This window comes from Pseudarthrobacter sp. NS4 (genome assembly GCF_024758005.1).
Lineage (GTDB): Bacteria > Actinomycetota > Actinomycetes > Actinomycetales > Micrococcaceae > Arthrobacter.
In genome coordinates, this window is record NZ_CP103288.1 from 834998 (window position 1) to 850435 (window position 15438).

17 protein-coding genes are annotated in these 15438 nt (G+C 60.6%); 13 read left to right on the top strand and 4 right to left on the bottom strand.

Translation table 11 applies throughout. The features are described from left to right. Positions 1 to 5 precede the first annotated feature (5 nt). The 5 genes from NXY83_RS03985 to NXY83_RS04005 all read left to right on the top strand — a co-directional run bounded on the left by NXY83_RS03985 (position 6) and on the right by NXY83_RS04005 (position 4860). Positions 6 to 542 carry a gluconokinase gene (locus NXY83_RS03985; protein WP_258804799.1) on the top strand — a complete coding sequence of 179 codons (537 nt, stop codon included), beginning with the start codon at positions 6 to 8 and terminating at the stop codon, positions 540 to 542. A 204-nt stretch (positions 543 to 746) separates the two neighbouring features. After that, positions 747 to 953 (top strand): hypothetical protein, encoded by a 207-nt coding sequence (locus NXY83_RS03990; RefSeq protein WP_258804800.1) that lies wholly within the window; start codon positions 747 to 749, stop codon positions 951 to 953. Positions 954 to 1288: 335 nt separating this feature from the next. Beyond that, positions 1289 to 2488: a pyridoxal phosphate-dependent aminotransferase gene (locus NXY83_RS03995; protein ID WP_258804801.1), complete on the top strand. Its 1200-nt coding sequence runs from the start codon at positions 1289 to 1291 to the stop codon at positions 2486 to 2488. Further along, on the top strand, positions 2485 to 3444 hold the full coding sequence (locus NXY83_RS04000) for a 2-hydroxyacid dehydrogenase (RefSeq protein WP_258804802.1): 960 nt from the start codon (positions 2485 to 2487) through the stop codon (positions 3442 to 3444). Before NXY83_RS03995 ends, NXY83_RS04000 begins: the two co-directional genes overlap by 4 nt. A gap of 903 nt (positions 3445 to 4347) precedes the next feature. Then, positions 4348 to 4860 carry a hypothetical protein gene (locus NXY83_RS04005; protein WP_258804803.1) on the top strand — a complete coding sequence of 171 codons (513 nt, stop codon included), beginning with the start codon at positions 4348 to 4350 and terminating at the stop codon, positions 4858 to 4860. Between the two features lie 128 nt (positions 4861 to 4988). Here the strand turns inward: NXY83_RS04005 and NXY83_RS04010 are convergent, their stop codons facing one another. Beyond that, positions 4989 to 5171, bottom strand: a complete 183-nt coding sequence (locus tag NXY83_RS04010; protein WP_258804804.1) for an Lsr2 family protein — start codon at positions 5169 to 5171, stop codon at positions 4989 to 4991. A gap of 70 nt (positions 5172 to 5241) precedes the next feature. Beyond that, complete coding sequence (locus tag NXY83_RS04015) at positions 5242 to 5739, bottom strand: hypothetical protein (RefSeq protein WP_258804805.1); 498 nt, start codon at positions 5737 to 5739, stop codon at positions 5242 to 5244. A gap of 772 nt (positions 5740 to 6511) precedes the next feature. Between NXY83_RS04015 and NXY83_RS20980 the strand changes: the two genes are divergently transcribed. Next, entirely contained in the window at positions 6512 to 6646 is a 135-nt protein-coding gene (locus NXY83_RS20980; protein WP_397427558.1) for a hypothetical protein, read from the top strand. Positions 6647 to 6674: 28 nt separating this feature from the next. Here NXY83_RS20980 and NXY83_RS04025 read toward each other — a convergent pair whose 3' ends face one another. Then, complete coding sequence (locus tag NXY83_RS04025) at positions 6675 to 7565, bottom strand: hypothetical protein (RefSeq protein ID WP_258804807.1); 891 nt, start codon at positions 7563 to 7565, stop codon at positions 6675 to 6677. Between the two features lie 403 nt (positions 7566 to 7968). On the opposite strand from NXY83_RS04025, the gene NXY83_RS04030 reads away from it, so the two are divergent. Then, positions 7969 to 8256: a hypothetical protein gene (locus tag NXY83_RS04030; RefSeq protein ID WP_258804808.1), complete on the top strand. Its 288-nt coding sequence runs from the start codon at positions 7969 to 7971 to the stop codon at positions 8254 to 8256. A gap of 33 nt (positions 8257 to 8289) precedes the next feature. Here NXY83_RS04030 and NXY83_RS04035 read toward each other — a convergent pair whose 3' ends face one another. Further along, entirely contained in the window at positions 8290 to 10095 is a 1806-nt protein-coding gene (locus NXY83_RS04035) for an RDD family protein (RefSeq protein ID WP_258804809.1), read from the bottom strand. 185 nt (positions 10096 to 10280) lie between these two features. Here NXY83_RS04035 and NXY83_RS04040 point away from each other — a divergent pair, with 185 nt between their 5' ends. The 6 genes from NXY83_RS04040 to NXY83_RS04065 all read left to right on the top strand — a co-directional run bounded on the left by NXY83_RS04040 (position 10281) and on the right by NXY83_RS04065 (position 14659). Next, positions 10281 to 10577 carry a WXG100 family type VII secretion target gene (locus tag NXY83_RS04040; protein WP_258804810.1) on the top strand — a complete coding sequence of 99 codons (297 nt, stop codon included), beginning with the start codon at positions 10281 to 10283 and terminating at the stop codon, positions 10575 to 10577. Between the two features lie 195 nt (positions 10578 to 10772). Beyond that, complete coding sequence (locus NXY83_RS04045; protein WP_258804811.1) at positions 10773 to 11054, top strand: hypothetical protein; 282 nt, start codon at positions 10773 to 10775, stop codon at positions 11052 to 11054. Further along, entirely contained in the window at positions 11054 to 13138 is a 2085-nt protein-coding gene (locus NXY83_RS04050; protein ID WP_258804812.1) for an alpha/beta hydrolase, read from the top strand. The genes NXY83_RS04045 and NXY83_RS04050 overlap by 1 nt, the downstream gene beginning before the upstream one ends. Before the next feature lie 5 nt (positions 13139 to 13143). After that, entirely contained in the window at positions 13144 to 13758 is a 615-nt protein-coding gene (locus NXY83_RS04055; protein WP_258804813.1) for a hypothetical protein, read from the top strand. A 118-nt stretch (positions 13759 to 13876) separates the two neighbouring features. Then, positions 13877 to 14407 carry a hypothetical protein gene (locus NXY83_RS04060; protein ID WP_258804814.1) on the top strand — a complete coding sequence of 177 codons (531 nt, stop codon included), beginning with the start codon at positions 13877 to 13879 and terminating at the stop codon, positions 14405 to 14407. A 123-nt stretch (positions 14408 to 14530) separates the two neighbouring features. Then, positions 14531 to 14659 carry a hypothetical protein gene (locus NXY83_RS04065; RefSeq protein ID WP_258804815.1) on the top strand — a complete coding sequence of 43 codons (129 nt, stop codon included), beginning with the start codon at positions 14531 to 14533 and terminating at the stop codon, positions 14657 to 14659. Positions 14660 to 15438: the final 779 nt, after the last annotated feature.

Below are 15438 nucleotides of genomic sequence, written 5' to 3' on the forward strand. Positions count from 1 at the left end.
AGGCGGTGACCCAGTACCGCATCATTGTCATGGGTGTCTCCGGGTGCGGCAAGACCACCATCGGTGACCTCGTGGCCCGCGGACTCGGCGTGTCTTTTTTGGACGGTGATTCGCTCCACCCGGTGGAGAACGTGGCCAAGATGGCGGCCGGGACACCGTTGGCGGACGAGGACCGCTGGCCCTGGCTCGCCACCGTGGGTTCCGCACTGGCCAATGCAGGGGACGGCGGACTGGTGCTGGCCTGCTCTGCGCTGCGCCGCAGCTACCGGGACGCGATCCGGCAGCAGGCCCCGGCCACCGTCTTCCTGCACCTGCACGGGACCAAAGAAGTGCTGAAGGCACGCACCGAGGGCCGGTCCGGCCACTTCATGCCGCCGGCGCTGCTCGAATCCCAACTCGCCACACTGGAACCACTCGAAAAGGACGAAGCCGGCATCGTCGTCGACATCGCCGCCCCCGTCCAGCAGATCGTGGCCGAGGCACTTGCCGGGATTGCCGCCGTCGTAACTCCTGCACCTGCCGCAGGGGCCAAGCCGCGGTAGTTCGACGTCGCATGCCGGCACGCGAGAGGCCATCCGTGCCGCTGGAGAAGATCCAGGGCAAATAGGAGTTCCAGGGCACCTTCAATGAGAACGGGTTCTGCGGCTCTTCCGATACGCGGCTCTAGGGCGGTAAAGCTCTCCTTGCGCCGGTGTTTAACCCCTTCGCCCCTGCCCGTTTAGCTGCCGTTCGGTTAGTCTTTTGCGATGGCTGACATGGAATTCAAGAAGCGTCTGGACCAGGTTGAAGCGTTGTACAACGAGCTCTATGAGTTGCGGCAGCGCGGTCCGGCTGCCGGCAAGGAGGAGACCGTCCTGGCCGAGATGCGGTTGGATAACGCATGGCGGGAGTTGTACGAGTTCATGCAGTTACCCTTGTCACCTGACGCCCCGATTGGTCATAGTGCGGAGTAGTTCCAAGGGCGCCTGAAGTTCGCTTTGATGCCTGCTCGGCCTACAACGCGCACCCCGGATCCCGAGCTGGTTGCGCAGCCGCCTGCAGAGCGGGCCACGGACTTTCCCTGGCTGCTCCGCCTCGTGGAAATGCGTAGTAGCTGGAGACAAACGTAAGACGCGCGCTGCTGGCCGCTATCAGACAGCCCTGCACCTCTGCGGCAGCGGACTTCAAAGCCCACAAGCTCCTTCTCGGACGGGGCTTGTATATCTTATTTCGCTCTTTGATATATTAGTCTTATACTAGATCTGAATCCCCGAGGATCAATCGCTAACTCGATGAGGAGTGGAACAGCATGCAGCAACTCGCGCACCGGCTCGAACGCCTGGGCACCGAAACCGCCTTCAGCGTCGCCCAGGCCGCGGCCGCCTGGAAAGCGAAGGGGAACCGCGTGTACCCCTTCCATCTCGGCGACATCAACATACCGACGGCCCCGCACATCGTTGAAGCGATGAATCGGGCCATCGCCGACGGCTATACGGGTTATTGCCCCGGACCCGGCATCCCCCAGTTGCGCGAAGCTCTGGCCGAAGACATCGGGGCCCGCCGCGGTATCGAGTTCTCCCCGGACAACGTCGTTGTGATGACTGGCGGCAAGCCCGTTATCACGAAGTTCCTGCAGGCGGTCATGAACCCCGGCCAGGAAGTGCTCTACCCGAACCCCGGCTTCCCGATCTACGAATCGCAGATCGAGTACCTCGGTGGCACGGCTGTGCCTTACCGTTACCTCCCCACGAGCCAGGGCTTCGCGATCGACCTCGACCAGGTCCGGGCATCAATCACCCCGAATACTGTCGCAATCATCTACAACGACCTGCAGAACCCCATCTCGGCCGAGTCGACTGCCGCCGAGCGGGAGGCAATCGCACAGCTCGCGCAGGAGCACGACCTCTGGGTACTCTCCGATGAAGCGTACTTCGAGACGCGCTATGAGGGTGTCTCGAAGTCGATCGCGTCGCTTCCCGGCATGGCCGAGCGCACGGTGATCCTCTACACCTTCAGCAAGAAGTTCGCCATGACCGGCTCCCGCCTCGGCTGCGCCGTCGCCCCGATCGAGATCGCCAAAATTCTCAGCACACTCAACACCAACGATGAGTCTTGCACGACGCACTACGTGCAATGGGCGGGCATCGAAGCGCTGCGTGGCACCCAGGAACCCGTACAGCAGATGCTCGACATCCTGCGCGGGCGCCGGGATGCCGCATGCGAACTCGTGAACGACATCTCCGGCATGCACGTCGCCGTGCCGCAGTCGACGTTCTACCTGTTCCCGGACGTCACCGAGGTCATGGAGCGCATGGGTTACACGGCAGTTGGCGATTTCGCCTCAGCTGCGCTGTACGAAACCGGCGTCTCCTTCTGCACGCGTGAGCACTTCGGCCGCCGCCAGCCCGGCGAGGAGCGGCAGTACATCCGGCTCGCCTACTCGGGCATCGACGTCGCCGATATCCACGACGGCCTTGGCCGCCTGCGCAAGTGGATCGAGACGGCATGAGCCGGGTCGTCGTCACGGGACGTATACCCGAAGCCGCACTCGAGAAGCTGCGCACCGAGCACGAAGTCGATGCCTGGGAAGGTCCTGGCTCGATTGGCCGCGAGGAGCTCCTGCGCCGGGTAGCCGGGGCCGATGCCGTGGTGAGCCTGCTCACCGAACGAGTCGATGCCGAACTGCTCGACGCCGCCGGGCCGCAGCTCAAGGTCGTCGCGAACGTCGCCGTCGGCTATGACAACATCGACGTGCCCGCCTGCACCGAGCGGGGCGTGGTCGCCACCAACACGCCGGGCGTGCTCACGGAGGCCACGGCCGACATCGCGTTCGGCCTCATCCTCTCAGCGACCCGCCGGCTCGGCGAGGGGGAGCGGCTCATCCGCTCCGGCCAGGCATGGAAGTGGGGCATGTTCTTCCTGCTCGGCAGCAGCCTGCAGGGCAAGACCCTCGGCATCGTCGGTATGGGCGGCATTGGCCAGGCGACCGCTCGCCGGGCCAAGGCCTTCGGGATGGAAATCGTCTACCAGTCACGCCGTGAGATCGACCCCGTGCTCGCCGACGAGCTGGGCGCCCGGCGGGTCGAGCTCGATGAGTTGCTGGCCATCTCCGACGTCGTCTCCTTGCACTGCCCCTACGGGCCGGCTACGCACCACCTGATTGGCGCCGGGCAGCTTGCGGCGATGAAGGATTCGGCATACCTCGTCAATACCGCGCGCGGGCCAATCGTCGATGAAGCAGCGCTCGCTTCTGCCCTTCGCGAGGGGCAGATCGCGGGTGCCGGGCTCGACGTTTTTGAGAACGAGCCCAGCGTGCACCCCGGATTGCTCGAGCTCGAGAACGTAGTGCTCGTGCCGCACCTCGGCTCCGCCACTGTCGAGACCCGTACCGCAATGGCGATGCTCGCCGCAGACAACACCTTGGCTGTGCTCAGCGACGAACGGCCGCCCGCGCCGATCAATTAGTGGCAAAGGGCGCTGACGTGCCAGTCGGGTTTCACTTGCGGCAGGCTTTGCCGAGCCTGGCCCCAGTACGTCTGGATGCATGATTATCTGGGACGGATCTGGTAACCCGCAACGTAGAACCGAGTATGAGCCCCGTCCGCATGGACGGGGCTCATACTCGTTTCCAGTACGTCACGCCGCCGCCAACGCATGCATCCTGACGAGGGATTCAATCAGGCGTAGTCGGTAGCGAATTGTTGGCGCTGCTTACCAGGACAATGCGGAAGACCTTCGCCCATCCCGGAAGATCCGTCCGGCTCCCTGGAAAAGCCTGCACTTGAAAAGTCATAGAGCAATCCTCAAACGGAGGCATGAAGCCACCGGCGCATCCACTAGGGTGCTTGCAAGTTTTGTTCTATTCCACCGGCCGCGACAGATTCCGGGTAGAGCGGAGCTTCTCATTTGGTGTTAGCCCGCAATACCTTCTCCAAGAGGACGGGGAACTGCCCCATCAAGTGGAAGCCAAGCTTGAACAGGTGCGGACGAAGAGGCGCGCCCAAGTTCGTGACTTCGCTTCCCAGGTTCTGGGTCAGGTGGACCCTGAAGCGTTCCGGGCAGTAGCCAAGATCCTTGATGAGGAAACCCCGAGCCCTTACCGGCCGGAGTGAAAAGGGGGTGTGGCGCGATGAATGATCAGCAGATGCAGGAGATCGGCGACAGAGTTGTTCCTGCCATGGAGGGGCTTGTGCAGCTCGATCCATGGTGGTGGACATACGTCGCAGTATTGGCGCCCGTCGCTCTCCTGACTACGCCATCGTGGTCACAGTGGTCGGACTGCGGAACCTGCGACGTCAAGAGAGTGCTTTCAAGCACAAGGTCGCAAGTGGGGCAAGAAACATGCACCGGACGCGTGACAGTGACGCCATGACCGAATGGTGGAGGCGCGCCCAGTGGGCTTTGACTGCCACTGCCTCGACCAACGACACGATGTACTCCTACGGCATGGGGATCCTCGAGGTTCTGGCCAAGATTGATCTGGCCGGCTCCGAGGAAAAGTCCCTGTTCGATGCTGTCTGGGAAGGGTCCTGCACGAAAATGCGGGACAACGAGATCCGGCATCTCCTGGAGCAACTCCGGGGCTGCGCTCGGCAGGAGGGGGGTGGACCCCTGATCGGGCACCCTTCTAAACAAGAATTAAGCCGCCCAAGCCCAGTCAAGGATCCCCCGGTCTCGGGAGAGAACCGAAGCAGCAAGGAGGAATCTAACGGATATCCACGGGGAAACGACCCGACGCGCAAGGAGCAGGCGTTCGCCACGCTCCGTCGCGAAATCCTCGCTGCACGGCTGAAGGTCGTCCTCGACGAGCAGTTGAACCGTGGGACTTCCCCGACTGTAAAGGCTCTGGCCCGGATGAAGCTGCCGTCGATCGTCAGATAAAAACAATCAGGATCAGAACTCTAATGAGTTCTGATCCTGATTGGGTTTGTGGAGTTGGGGGTAGAAAAGTCCTATCCGGCAGTAGCGGATCTCCCTCCGGCAATGTCTATTTCCTGGCTGGTACTGGCCTAATTCGCAGCCTGGTACTTTTCGATGATGTCCGACTGAATACGGCCGCGTGCATTTACCTGGTAGCCATTGTCGATGGCCCAGAGACCTACAGCCTTGGTGTCGATATCTCCACCGCCAGATTTACGAGCGGCGCCTCTACGAAGTAGCTCTAGGAGCGTCAGATGGACGCTGAGGACCACAGGCCAATGAGGATTGCCTGACGGACAGTCGGCGCTTTGTGCCGGGGCTCGGCGTGGTTACCTCATGGAGTTATTGCGGCGGGTCTTCTTCAACGACGAGGCCTTCGTCTCCGGGGAGTACTTTGCCTTGCTTCCGCTCTGCTTCGTCCTCGTCGTTCAAGGCAACCGCGTCTGCCGGTGAGCACGGGGCAGTGGCACCAATGCTGTACGACTGGTCAGATGCATCAGTGTAGAAGCTGGCCCGAAGGACGGGCCCGCCCTCGGCGAAGACGGTCGGGTGTGTTGTCGGGTTCACGGTGCGTACGGTCATGCCGAGGGACTCCCAATACTCCGCTACGCGTTTCGCGTCCTCAATATGCGCTGTTCCTTGGGGTGCCCACCGGTCATAGCCATAACTGGCACCCTCCTCGCCCTCTCCCGGGGAGCACTCCTGCGCCCACGCTACGCCGTTACGGGGCCACCAACCGGTGACGTCGAGCTGTTTGGTGGTATTCATGACGAGTTCGACCACACGGTCCCGTCCCTCCCGGGCAGTCATTGTCTGTTCTGGCGTCGCCTTCTCTGACATTGTGTTCCCTGGCTCCTTCTCAGCGCATGCGGTTATTGTCATTCCCATCATGAGCACGGCCGTTGCGGCTGCGAAAATCCTCACATGTGTCTTAGCGGCGGGCATGGGACATTCCTTCCAGTAAGGCCTTCTGCAGATCCGTCGGCCCCAACGGGACATACGGGGTGATCTTCTCCGCTTCTCGCTTGATTGCCCAGGCCAAGCTCAGGCCGACGCGGATCCTGGACGAAGCCGGACCGTTCCGGCCGGACGGCAACGCCCCGGCGCGAACAAACCTGGCAGTCCCGACTGGACGAAGTAGCTGATTTCACGAGAACTTACAGCCGGCCGCCACATGTAAGCTCCACCGACTTCGACGAGCGGCGCCTGGCGGCAATCGTCGCCCGGTACCGGCGCCCCACGAACCGGCAGCAATACCCCGAACGGATCAAGGAACTGGATGCCAAAGCCCCCGGATGGGATCACAAGCTCACGTCGTAGGCCCTGTATCTAGCCGCTGCGCAGCACTCTGCGACCGGTGGCTACAAGGCGGCAGTCAGTCGATGGGATTCGGGATAGGCAACTTCACATTTGTTTGGCTCGGAAGCTCCTGCCGGGATTTCCTCCGCGCCGGTAACGGTGCATGTTGCGACCAAGCGGTCGCTCACCGAAGCTGTTATTTCCCCCAGCGTCCGCTCTCCAGCGGGGTTGTTAGGGGTCCGGAGCGCATCAAATACCGCCACCGTGTCCCCGCTATTACCTTCCGAGGGGGCACATCGTCGAGTGCTTCATCGTGAAGGACGGCGTCGTCGTGGCGCGTGATCCCATCGGCGTGCCGATCAACAACACGAGCGGGACATCAGTTGGCGTCTCATGGTCAACTCCTTCGCGGGACACGAAGATGGCTCCGCCCTTCCGCGGACGCTGATCCGAGCGCCAGATGATGGAATTCTGCGTCACTTCCGGCCTGTGGCGGCCATGCCGTAGCCGCCGCCGAGGCCGAGGCCGGCAGCGATGACGGCAACGAGAATCAAGAGCCACCACGGAAAGTCCGATGGTGCGCTTGCTTGGGTTGACTCTTCTGCCGTGGCCCCGTCCAGCGGGCTTTGGCTGATTTGTGATCCACCGTCTTGCCCGTTCGCCTCGAGGCTCGGATCCTGGCTGAGGAGACCGCCTGTGGCGGCGTTAGGGGTCGCGGAATTCAGGTCCGGGAGCCTGTTGGTAAGCAGCCGGGTGAACGGGTCTGTCGTGGGTGCCGCGATGATCTTGTGGGTCAGAGGTACCGGGGCCGGATCCGGAGCTTTTGCCGTGGGGTCGGTCGGTAACGGAGCGACCGGAACGATGGGGACTACGGGGGTGACCACTGGCAGGACCGGTTCATCAGGAGTCACGACACTGGGCTTGGGGAATACAGCGATCCAGGTGGCGGCGAGACGGGCTTGCCCGGACGTAGCCGCGACCTGGTACAAACCGGCCGGTGTGTTTGCCGGGATGGTGACCGCTGTGCCGGCCAAGGCACCGTCCTTTACCGCAACGTTTTGCGCCAGCTGGGCTATGATGTTGATCCCGTCGGAGCTGTAGAGAGTCAGGTCGAGCTCATAGGAACCGGCTGAGAATCCTGTGCCGCTAATCGTGGTCGTGTACCCGCCCACGACACCTGTGCTTACAGTGGACGAAAGCGAAGCGTTTGCCCGCAGCACGTAAACCGAAAGCTGGGCACTGACACCAGTGGTGTCATCAACAATGCTCACGAGATACTGGCCCTCAGGGGTGAAAGGGCTGGACATCAGGGCGTAGTCGAAGTTCCCACCCGCGTCCGCAGTTGCTGTCCCACCGGGCAGCAGCACGCTACTCGTAGTGAGGCTAATAGTTCCGCCTGGAACGAATCCTGATCCTTTGATGTTGGCGGGCGTCCCCGGAGCGATCGGCAGATTCGGGCCTGTGACGCGGGGATCGTAGACAGCTGTCTGCACGACGTAGACCGGAGCAGAAACGCCCGTCCGTGTTTTACCACCGGCGTCGGTTTGAGTTACGACGATTTCATAGGCACCCTGGGGCTGGTTGCCTGGCAGGGCGCAGGTTAGAACCTGGTGTGCGGGTTGCGGGGTGAGGGCACAGCTCGATGTGATCGCAGGGTTTGCAGCGTAGGTTCTGTGCAGTGTTGCCTGCGCGGGAAGCACAGGATCGAGACCCTGCACGGTTCCGGTGAAAGTGCCGCCGGGTTGGGCTGAGGTCTGATCAACGTTAACGGTGATAGGCCCTGATGGTGCCGGCGGTGTCGGGAGCTGCGAGGGTGACGGCGGGGCAGGGGGAGTGGCCGTGGCCGGTGCGGAAGGAACCGCGCTTGGAGTCGTGGCCGGGAGGTTTCCACTCGCCGGTGCACTGGCGCTCGGAGTAGGTGTTGCCACCACGGTGGCAGTTGTCGCCGCCTGTGAGGCGACAACCGGCAAGCCAAAGAGGCTGCTGACGGTCAACGCTGCCAGACCTATCCGCAATGCTGTGACGTTTTTTGGCGCGGCTCTTCCCACGATGATCTAGTCCCCTTCTAGTCAGTCCTGCGGCGCAGCCCTGTCACCTGGCAGCGAATACTTGTATTTCGTTGTCTCTGGTTTTGACAATCGCCCCGCTGGGGGTGATGGCCAGAGGTGTGACCCCGTTGTAGGGAGTTACCTTGTTTTGCTGGATGAACACAGGGCCCTCATCGTTGGCCCCCAGGGCACCGTCGGCGAGAATGCCGGATCGTTTGATGCCTTGGGCCTTGAGATCCAATACTGGTAATCCAGTCGATTGATTATATGCATAGCCAGCGAAAGCAGCCCACACGAACCCGTTTCCCCGGACCCAGACAGGATCTTCTTCGACCCTTGAGTAACTGATCTCCATGCTGGAAAGAAGTTCACCCGTGCTTTCGCGGTACACCGCCACCGTCACTGGATTCTGCGGGTCGCGGCTCTCAGGGAAGACCGACCACAGAATCACAGCCAATCCGTGACCGGCGGTCACCCATTTCATGACGTTCTGGTTCTCTTCCGGGGCATTCAGTGGTACGTCCTGACGCGTTTTAGCGTCAGGACTGCTCAGGGTCAGTGAACCTGAGAATTTGGCGCTGAGGAGTTTGTCCCCGTCCACGCCAAGTGCAGTCTTTCCCTCGATGGCCGTCAATGCGACAAGCCCGGCTTTGGTAAGAGTCGATAGTTTCCCGTCACCCGTTGTGATCAGCAAATCAGTCCCGGCTGTGGATATTGCCGCATCAGCGGGTATTTTTGCCGCGATCGCAGGGGCCTTGCCAAGGCTCGGCATCCAGCCGTGAAGAGTGTCGCCGATGCGCCAGACCATGCCGGGCTCATCGCTGATTTGTGTTTCCTGGGCAAACAAGACCTCACCATCGACTGACTGCTCGCTGAGGACGGTACCGGTGGCGTTGTCCAGAATGGTCAGCGATCGGTTGTCGAAGATGAACGTGCCGGCCTGCGCGGCTGTGACCTGCGCTGAAGCGCTGAGAGGTTTGCGCCAGACGGGTCCCTCCGGGTATCCGGGGAAACCAGTGCCCGTGCCTGCTGTGAGCGGAGGTTTGATGAGGGCGAGATTTGCGGCGCTGAATTGGTTGGGTCGGGTCGGGCGCTCCAAGGGTTGCAGGAACGCAACGCCCCAGGCAGAGCTGATGGAGAGCGCACCGATGACGATGGCCGACACGATGCCCTGGACAACCGGCACCAGCCACCTCGGCCGACGGGGGAGCGCGCTCGATGGTCGAGACTCGGGCTGGGGCGGGGACGGCTCCGGGATGGCAACACTTGAAGGTTGTGCATTCTCTGACCAGACCGGAAGCTGTGGAGGGAAGACCTGAGTAATATGCGCGGCAGTTCCGGCCTTGACCCAGTCCTCGACCACTTGCGAGTAATAAGTGGGTGAAGGGTTGAGAGGATCCGTGCCTCTATTGATGTCTATGACTGTTGATTCGCCCAGCTTATGGAGCCAGGTGTCCTGATCGCTGTGCCTTTTCCGGAACTCCAACACGAAGATCAGTGGCCCGACGGCGGCAAGCAGCAACCCGCCCAGGGACGCGAGGCCACGTTTGAGTGTCCGGCCGCGGTTTACGGGCGTTGCGGCGTCCTCGGCGAGGACCCGCAGTCCCAGGAGGCGGCCTCCAATGGATTGGCCGGTCCTTGCGAGCATGGTTGAGAGAACCAGCCCGTACACTGCGCCGATCACTGTGATCGTGACGAGTCCAAGGATTCCCGGTCCCGGCACAGGCGTAAAGCCCGCGGGGATCAGCAGCAGAACAGCCGGGCAGGCGGGAACAGCGAAAATGGCCAAGTCAATGATATAGGACGCAGCACGGCGAGGCAGTGACGCAGCAACGAGGCCTTCAGGCACAACAACACTTTCTATTCGAGGACAGGGAGAGGGAATCCTTTCGAGTGTAACGACATAGGGCGGTGCCACGTCCCAAAGAAGTCTCATATGCGAGAAGATCTCGGCCTCGGCTTGCTCACCGCACCAACAGTTTATAAAGTCGATGTTGTAATAGGCTTTTCCCTCATAAATCAAGGAATTCAGTCATGGCGAACCTTAATGTCACCTTTGATGAACTCGAAGCTGCCGCGAAAGGTCTGGAAACAGGCAAAATGGATCTCGAGGCGAAGCTGGGCGAGCTTCAGAAGCAGATCCAAGCCTTGGTCGCGAGCGGTTATGTGACTGATCGGTCCTCGAAGGCCTATGAAGCCGAATACCAGCTGTTCACCCAGGGAGCACAGCAGACCATTGGCGGCCTTGATGGTCTTTCCCGGTACCTCCACCACGCGGCTGAGACTCTGCGCGGCACCGACGAGCAACTGGCCAGCCAGATCGGCCGGTAGCATTCGAAGCGAGTCAGGCCCCGACACATCAGTGCCGGGGCCTGAAGTCCTCCGCCCCGGAGTTTGCCTGGACGGTGGTACCAAGACAGGAACCGGCTGGCTCCCGAGGCTGCGCCTGAATGATTCCTCGTGGCAGGGCCAAAGGGGCGAAGGCCGTATTCAGCAACACGACGGATGGATTGATGTGGGGGCGGAATGGGTTCTCTGAAAATCAGCAGCACGGCGCTCGATGCTGCCGGCGGGGTACTGGCACAGGCAAGCGGGTTCCTTGGGGATGCCAGTCGTATCAGCGTCGGCGATGCCGGCTACAGCCGACTCGTAGCCAAAGGCCAGGAGACTGCTACTGCATGGCAGTCGGCCATCGGCCCGCTGACCGAAGCGGTAACCATCGACGGCAAACAATGCATCGCGGCAGGACAAGAATTTGGTCGCGTCGACGAGGCACTTACGGGCGCACTCGCAGGCGGGAAGCCCTGATGGGCAGGCCAGGAGACTGGTCCGTGCTGGGTGGGGCTGATCCGGCACCGGGGAACGTTCAGGACATGCAGGAGGCGGCACGGGCTTGGGGACAGAATGCCGGACGGCTTGGAGATGCCCGTGTTGTTCTCCAAAGTGCCACGGTCGAAGGTGCCGGTTCCACGGTAGAGGCTGTCCGGACTCTGCTGCATCGCGACGCTGCTCTGATCGGCATCTATCAAGGCGCTTGTGAAACTAACGCCAATGTCTATCTTTCCTGGGCCTCAAGCCTGGAAGATTTCCAGGCAGAGGCAGACCGATTGCGCGTCCAGGCCGAACAAGCGCAACTGGAGCAGGCCCAAGGGGTCGCCTTGTTACGTGTCCAGGCACCCCCATCGTTGTTCAATGACGCCCCTGCCCGCCCCAACCCCCTGCAGGAACTGTGGGAAATGGACCGGCGTCGGGGACATGGCATTCTCGCCAGCGCCAACCAATCCCTGGCCGAAATCCAGCGCCAGGCCGACGACCTCAGAGCCCGCTACAAGAACGAGGGAAACCGGTTAGCCGAAGCCCTTCATGTTCCGGCACCCTCGGACGCAGCTCAACAGGCCCATCTCGACGGCAGCGTTCCCGTCGGAAGCGGTGCTCTGACGGCTCTGCTGAACCCGGGGAAAGACCCGCAGCTGAAGCAGCTGAACAGCCTCAGGGACAAAGTCAACACCGGGGACGTAGACGCCCGGGCAGAATACCTCTCCTTGCTGGCCTCGTTGACGCCTGCCCAGTTGGCCCTCTACGGCGTCTGGAATCCGGACGCAGCCAGGAACTCCATCCCTGCCCCCGTTGGCGAAGATGTCCTGGCTGCCGCCAACTGGTGGGCATCACTGCCTCAGGCAAGTAAAGCCGCGCTCATCGCTGCTGTGCCAGGCATCATCGGCAACCTTAACGGCGTTCCCTACTCCGATAGAGCCAAAGCAAACAGCACCAACATCGACGCCATCTACAACGACCCGAACACCACCGACGCCACAAAGAAGACCCTCGACACCATCAAGAAGCAGCTGGAACCCAAGCGGGACTTGGCGGGGAATCCAATCGCAAATCGAACGGTTATCACCTTCGAACTGAACAACGGCAAGCCCTTGGCAGCACTGGCCATCGGGGATATGGACACAGCAGGCAACGTCACCTGGAACATCCCCGGAATGGGCACTACCGTCGACGACGGACTGGAATCCTGGACCGGTTCCGCGCAAGACCTTTTTGATGAACAGCGGCAAGCACTGGTTCTTCGTGGCCAGAGGGGTACGACGACGGCAGTCGTGTCATGGGTTGGGTATGACACGCCGGCGATGCCGCTAAGTCCGGAAGTGTTGACTCCGTACAAAGCTCTGGCAGGTGGGGACCGTCTGGCTGCTGCGCTGGATGGATTTCACACCACCCGGAACGGCAGTACCGCTGGCCTGCCGAAAGTGAACGTTGTGGCACACTCCTACGGGACAACAACCGCCTCTTACGCGCTGACGAAGACACACTTCAACATTGACACGGTTACGATGTTTGGATCTGCAGGAATCGACCCCCACGCCGTGCCAAACGCATCCGCTTTGCATGTAAAGTCAGGGCCGGATCACCAACCAGCGGTCTACGTGACCCAAGCCTCGAACGACCGGGTGGCACCCTACCTTGGCATTGGCGGGAGCCAAGCTTTGGGCCAACAGATGCAACAAGATGAGTGGATGAGAGTTAGCCCGTCAGATCCTGACTTCGGTGGCCATAACTTCTCATCCGAAGGCGGTTACGACCCGGTGACGGGGCAGGCATACAAAATGGTCACCGGCCATGGAGCGAAGGGTTCATCAGAAACATTCGGGGTGTTTGTTACCACCACGGATCACGGTTATCTCGACCTGGGAACACAGTCCGCTCATAACATTGCCTTGGCTTCCACCGGACACGGAGACCAGATTCCAAAACTGGTCCCCCTAAAACAAGAATGGGCCCCGGTACTTCCGGACGAAGATAGTTTGATCCGTGTGAACATTGACCCTTGGCGGACTTTTCCTGACGAATCGGACCAAGACCCCGCAACCCTGACCAAAGGCTAACCACCATGACCCGCTCGACCCGCCCGGCATGCCGGATGCTTGCCACGTTCACCATCGCATCAGCACTGGCGCTGACTGGCTGCGCTCCCACAAATACCCCATCCGGAGGAAACATGACCACCAACGGCAATGAAGAACCCGTCAATGGAACCAGGGCAGCTAAGGAAGTCTTCATTGACTTCCGCGAGGCGATCGATGACACCATCCAACACTCTGGAACAACGTTTCCGGGATGGGACCCGAAAAAGACTGCTGGATACAGCACCGAACCATGCGGAATCACGTCAAGGGAGGACGGACACCGATACTCGGTGCAAGGAGAGGGCGGGGCGATCGGCGACCCGAAAGCCGCGATCGAAGCCATGAAATCCCATTGGGAAGCCAAAGGCTACAAAATTGGCAACATTTTTGACGAGAGCGAAACCACAGCCGGCAAGGGTGTCCAAATCAACGCCACGACCCCCAGTGGTGTTTCCGTGCAATTTACTGCGTCCACTTTTGGCTCCTTTGTGAATGTGAAGAGTGATTGCACCCTCGACCCCCTGGCGAAAGAGACAACAACAGACACGATCCCGCTAGGCGAAGCAGGCAATACGTCCTCTGGTTCAGCCGGGTCATGACGAGCACAGCATGACCCCCTACGCCCGACGGGCATGGAGCGTGCTCGCCGCGTTTACGATCGTGTCTGCCCTGGTACTGACTGGCTGCGCTCCTACAAATAGCCAGCCCGGAGGAACCATGACCACCAACAATATTGAAGAGCCCATCAGCGGAACCCGCCCGGCCAAGGTAGTTTTCGCTGATTTCCTGGACACCGTCGACGACATCGTGCAGCACTCCGGCGCAGCCTTCCCTAAGTGGGACCGCCGGAACGTTGCCGGCTACAATGCCGGAGCTTGCGCGGTCAAGGGTGGGGAAGACGGAAATCGCTACACCGTGAGCGGGCAGGGCGGGCCAGTAAAAGATTCAGACAAGGCCATTCGCGAAATGAAGTCGCACTGGGAAGCCAAGGGCTACACCATTGGAAACATCTTCACCAATATGGGTGGAAACACCACGGCTCGAGAAGTAAATGCCACCACTCCAAGCGGGATTGTTGTGCAGTTCACTCCCGGCAAGACCCGCTCATATGTCACGGTTCAGAGTGATTGCACACTCGACCCCTTGGCGAAAGAGACAACAACAGACACAATTCCGCTCGGTGAAACAGGCGATACGTCCTCTCCTTCAGCCGGAACTCAGGAAGCACAGGATGATTCTTTTTCCTGACTGGTGCTCGTGCGGCATTAAGAGTGCCAAGTAGGTTAACCCGGGCGTCGAGCCGACGTGCCCCGACGAGGAATCGGACGGGCAACGAGCCGGGCACTGTCCGGCAGTCGAGAAGGGGAGCGAATGACGAACTTACCGAGGTACCCGGCCGGCAATGACATGGCTGCCCTCAAGGCCAACAAACGTGCCCGGGCGGGGGCCCGGGACGGCATTACCGCGTCCGGGCCGCTGCATGGCTGGCCGGGTTGGTAACGTATCTGGTGGCCTGCTTCGAGGGTGCCAGAGTTTCCAGCGCGGCCACAGGCGGCGATACTGATGCTGCTTGGGCTATCTGGATACCCTATCTATTCTGCCCTGATATGGGGTCCGTTGATTCTGCTGGCCCTTATTCTGGCAATCGTAGCCAAGGCAAGGAAGAGTCCACGCCCCGCGCTCTCAACTACCGTCATCGTGCTGTCCGGTGCTTTCCCTGTCTTGGCTGTGCTGGTGCTGGTCATCGCATCCTTCATCTACCTGGACACTAGCGGATGATCACCAGGGGAAATTCCGTGGACCTGCACCATTGCGTGATGTTGCCAGTCACATCTCGAGGAATGAAAAAATGCGTCGATGACGTCATGACAATGTCAGGAAGGGAAAAGCACTCTTATCGACCTCTGGTACTGCAAGATTGTCAATTTTCTGGTTGTAAGCCCCGTTAAGGGCTCTCAATGCAAGCCAGACCCAAATACAGACAAAGCCTCAAAAGGGACAGCCTGCTGTAGACGATGGCAAAAGAGACACCGAGACGCTTGCGACAGAGATTCTGATCAATCCGTAATTGTCGGCGTCCCTACCTCCATGTCGGTACCGTAGGCAGACCTAGGGCTCAACAGGGCTGAACCCGCAGCGATTGTTCCGTACTTTGGTGCGCCGTTGGATTTGAGGGAGGCCGGTATCGTTCTGGACGTCGCTTCATTGTCATTTCGGTAGACTTTCGTGCTTGCTTCGCTTGTCCGTTACTCTTTGGGGGTTCGTTTGTATACGCAGTT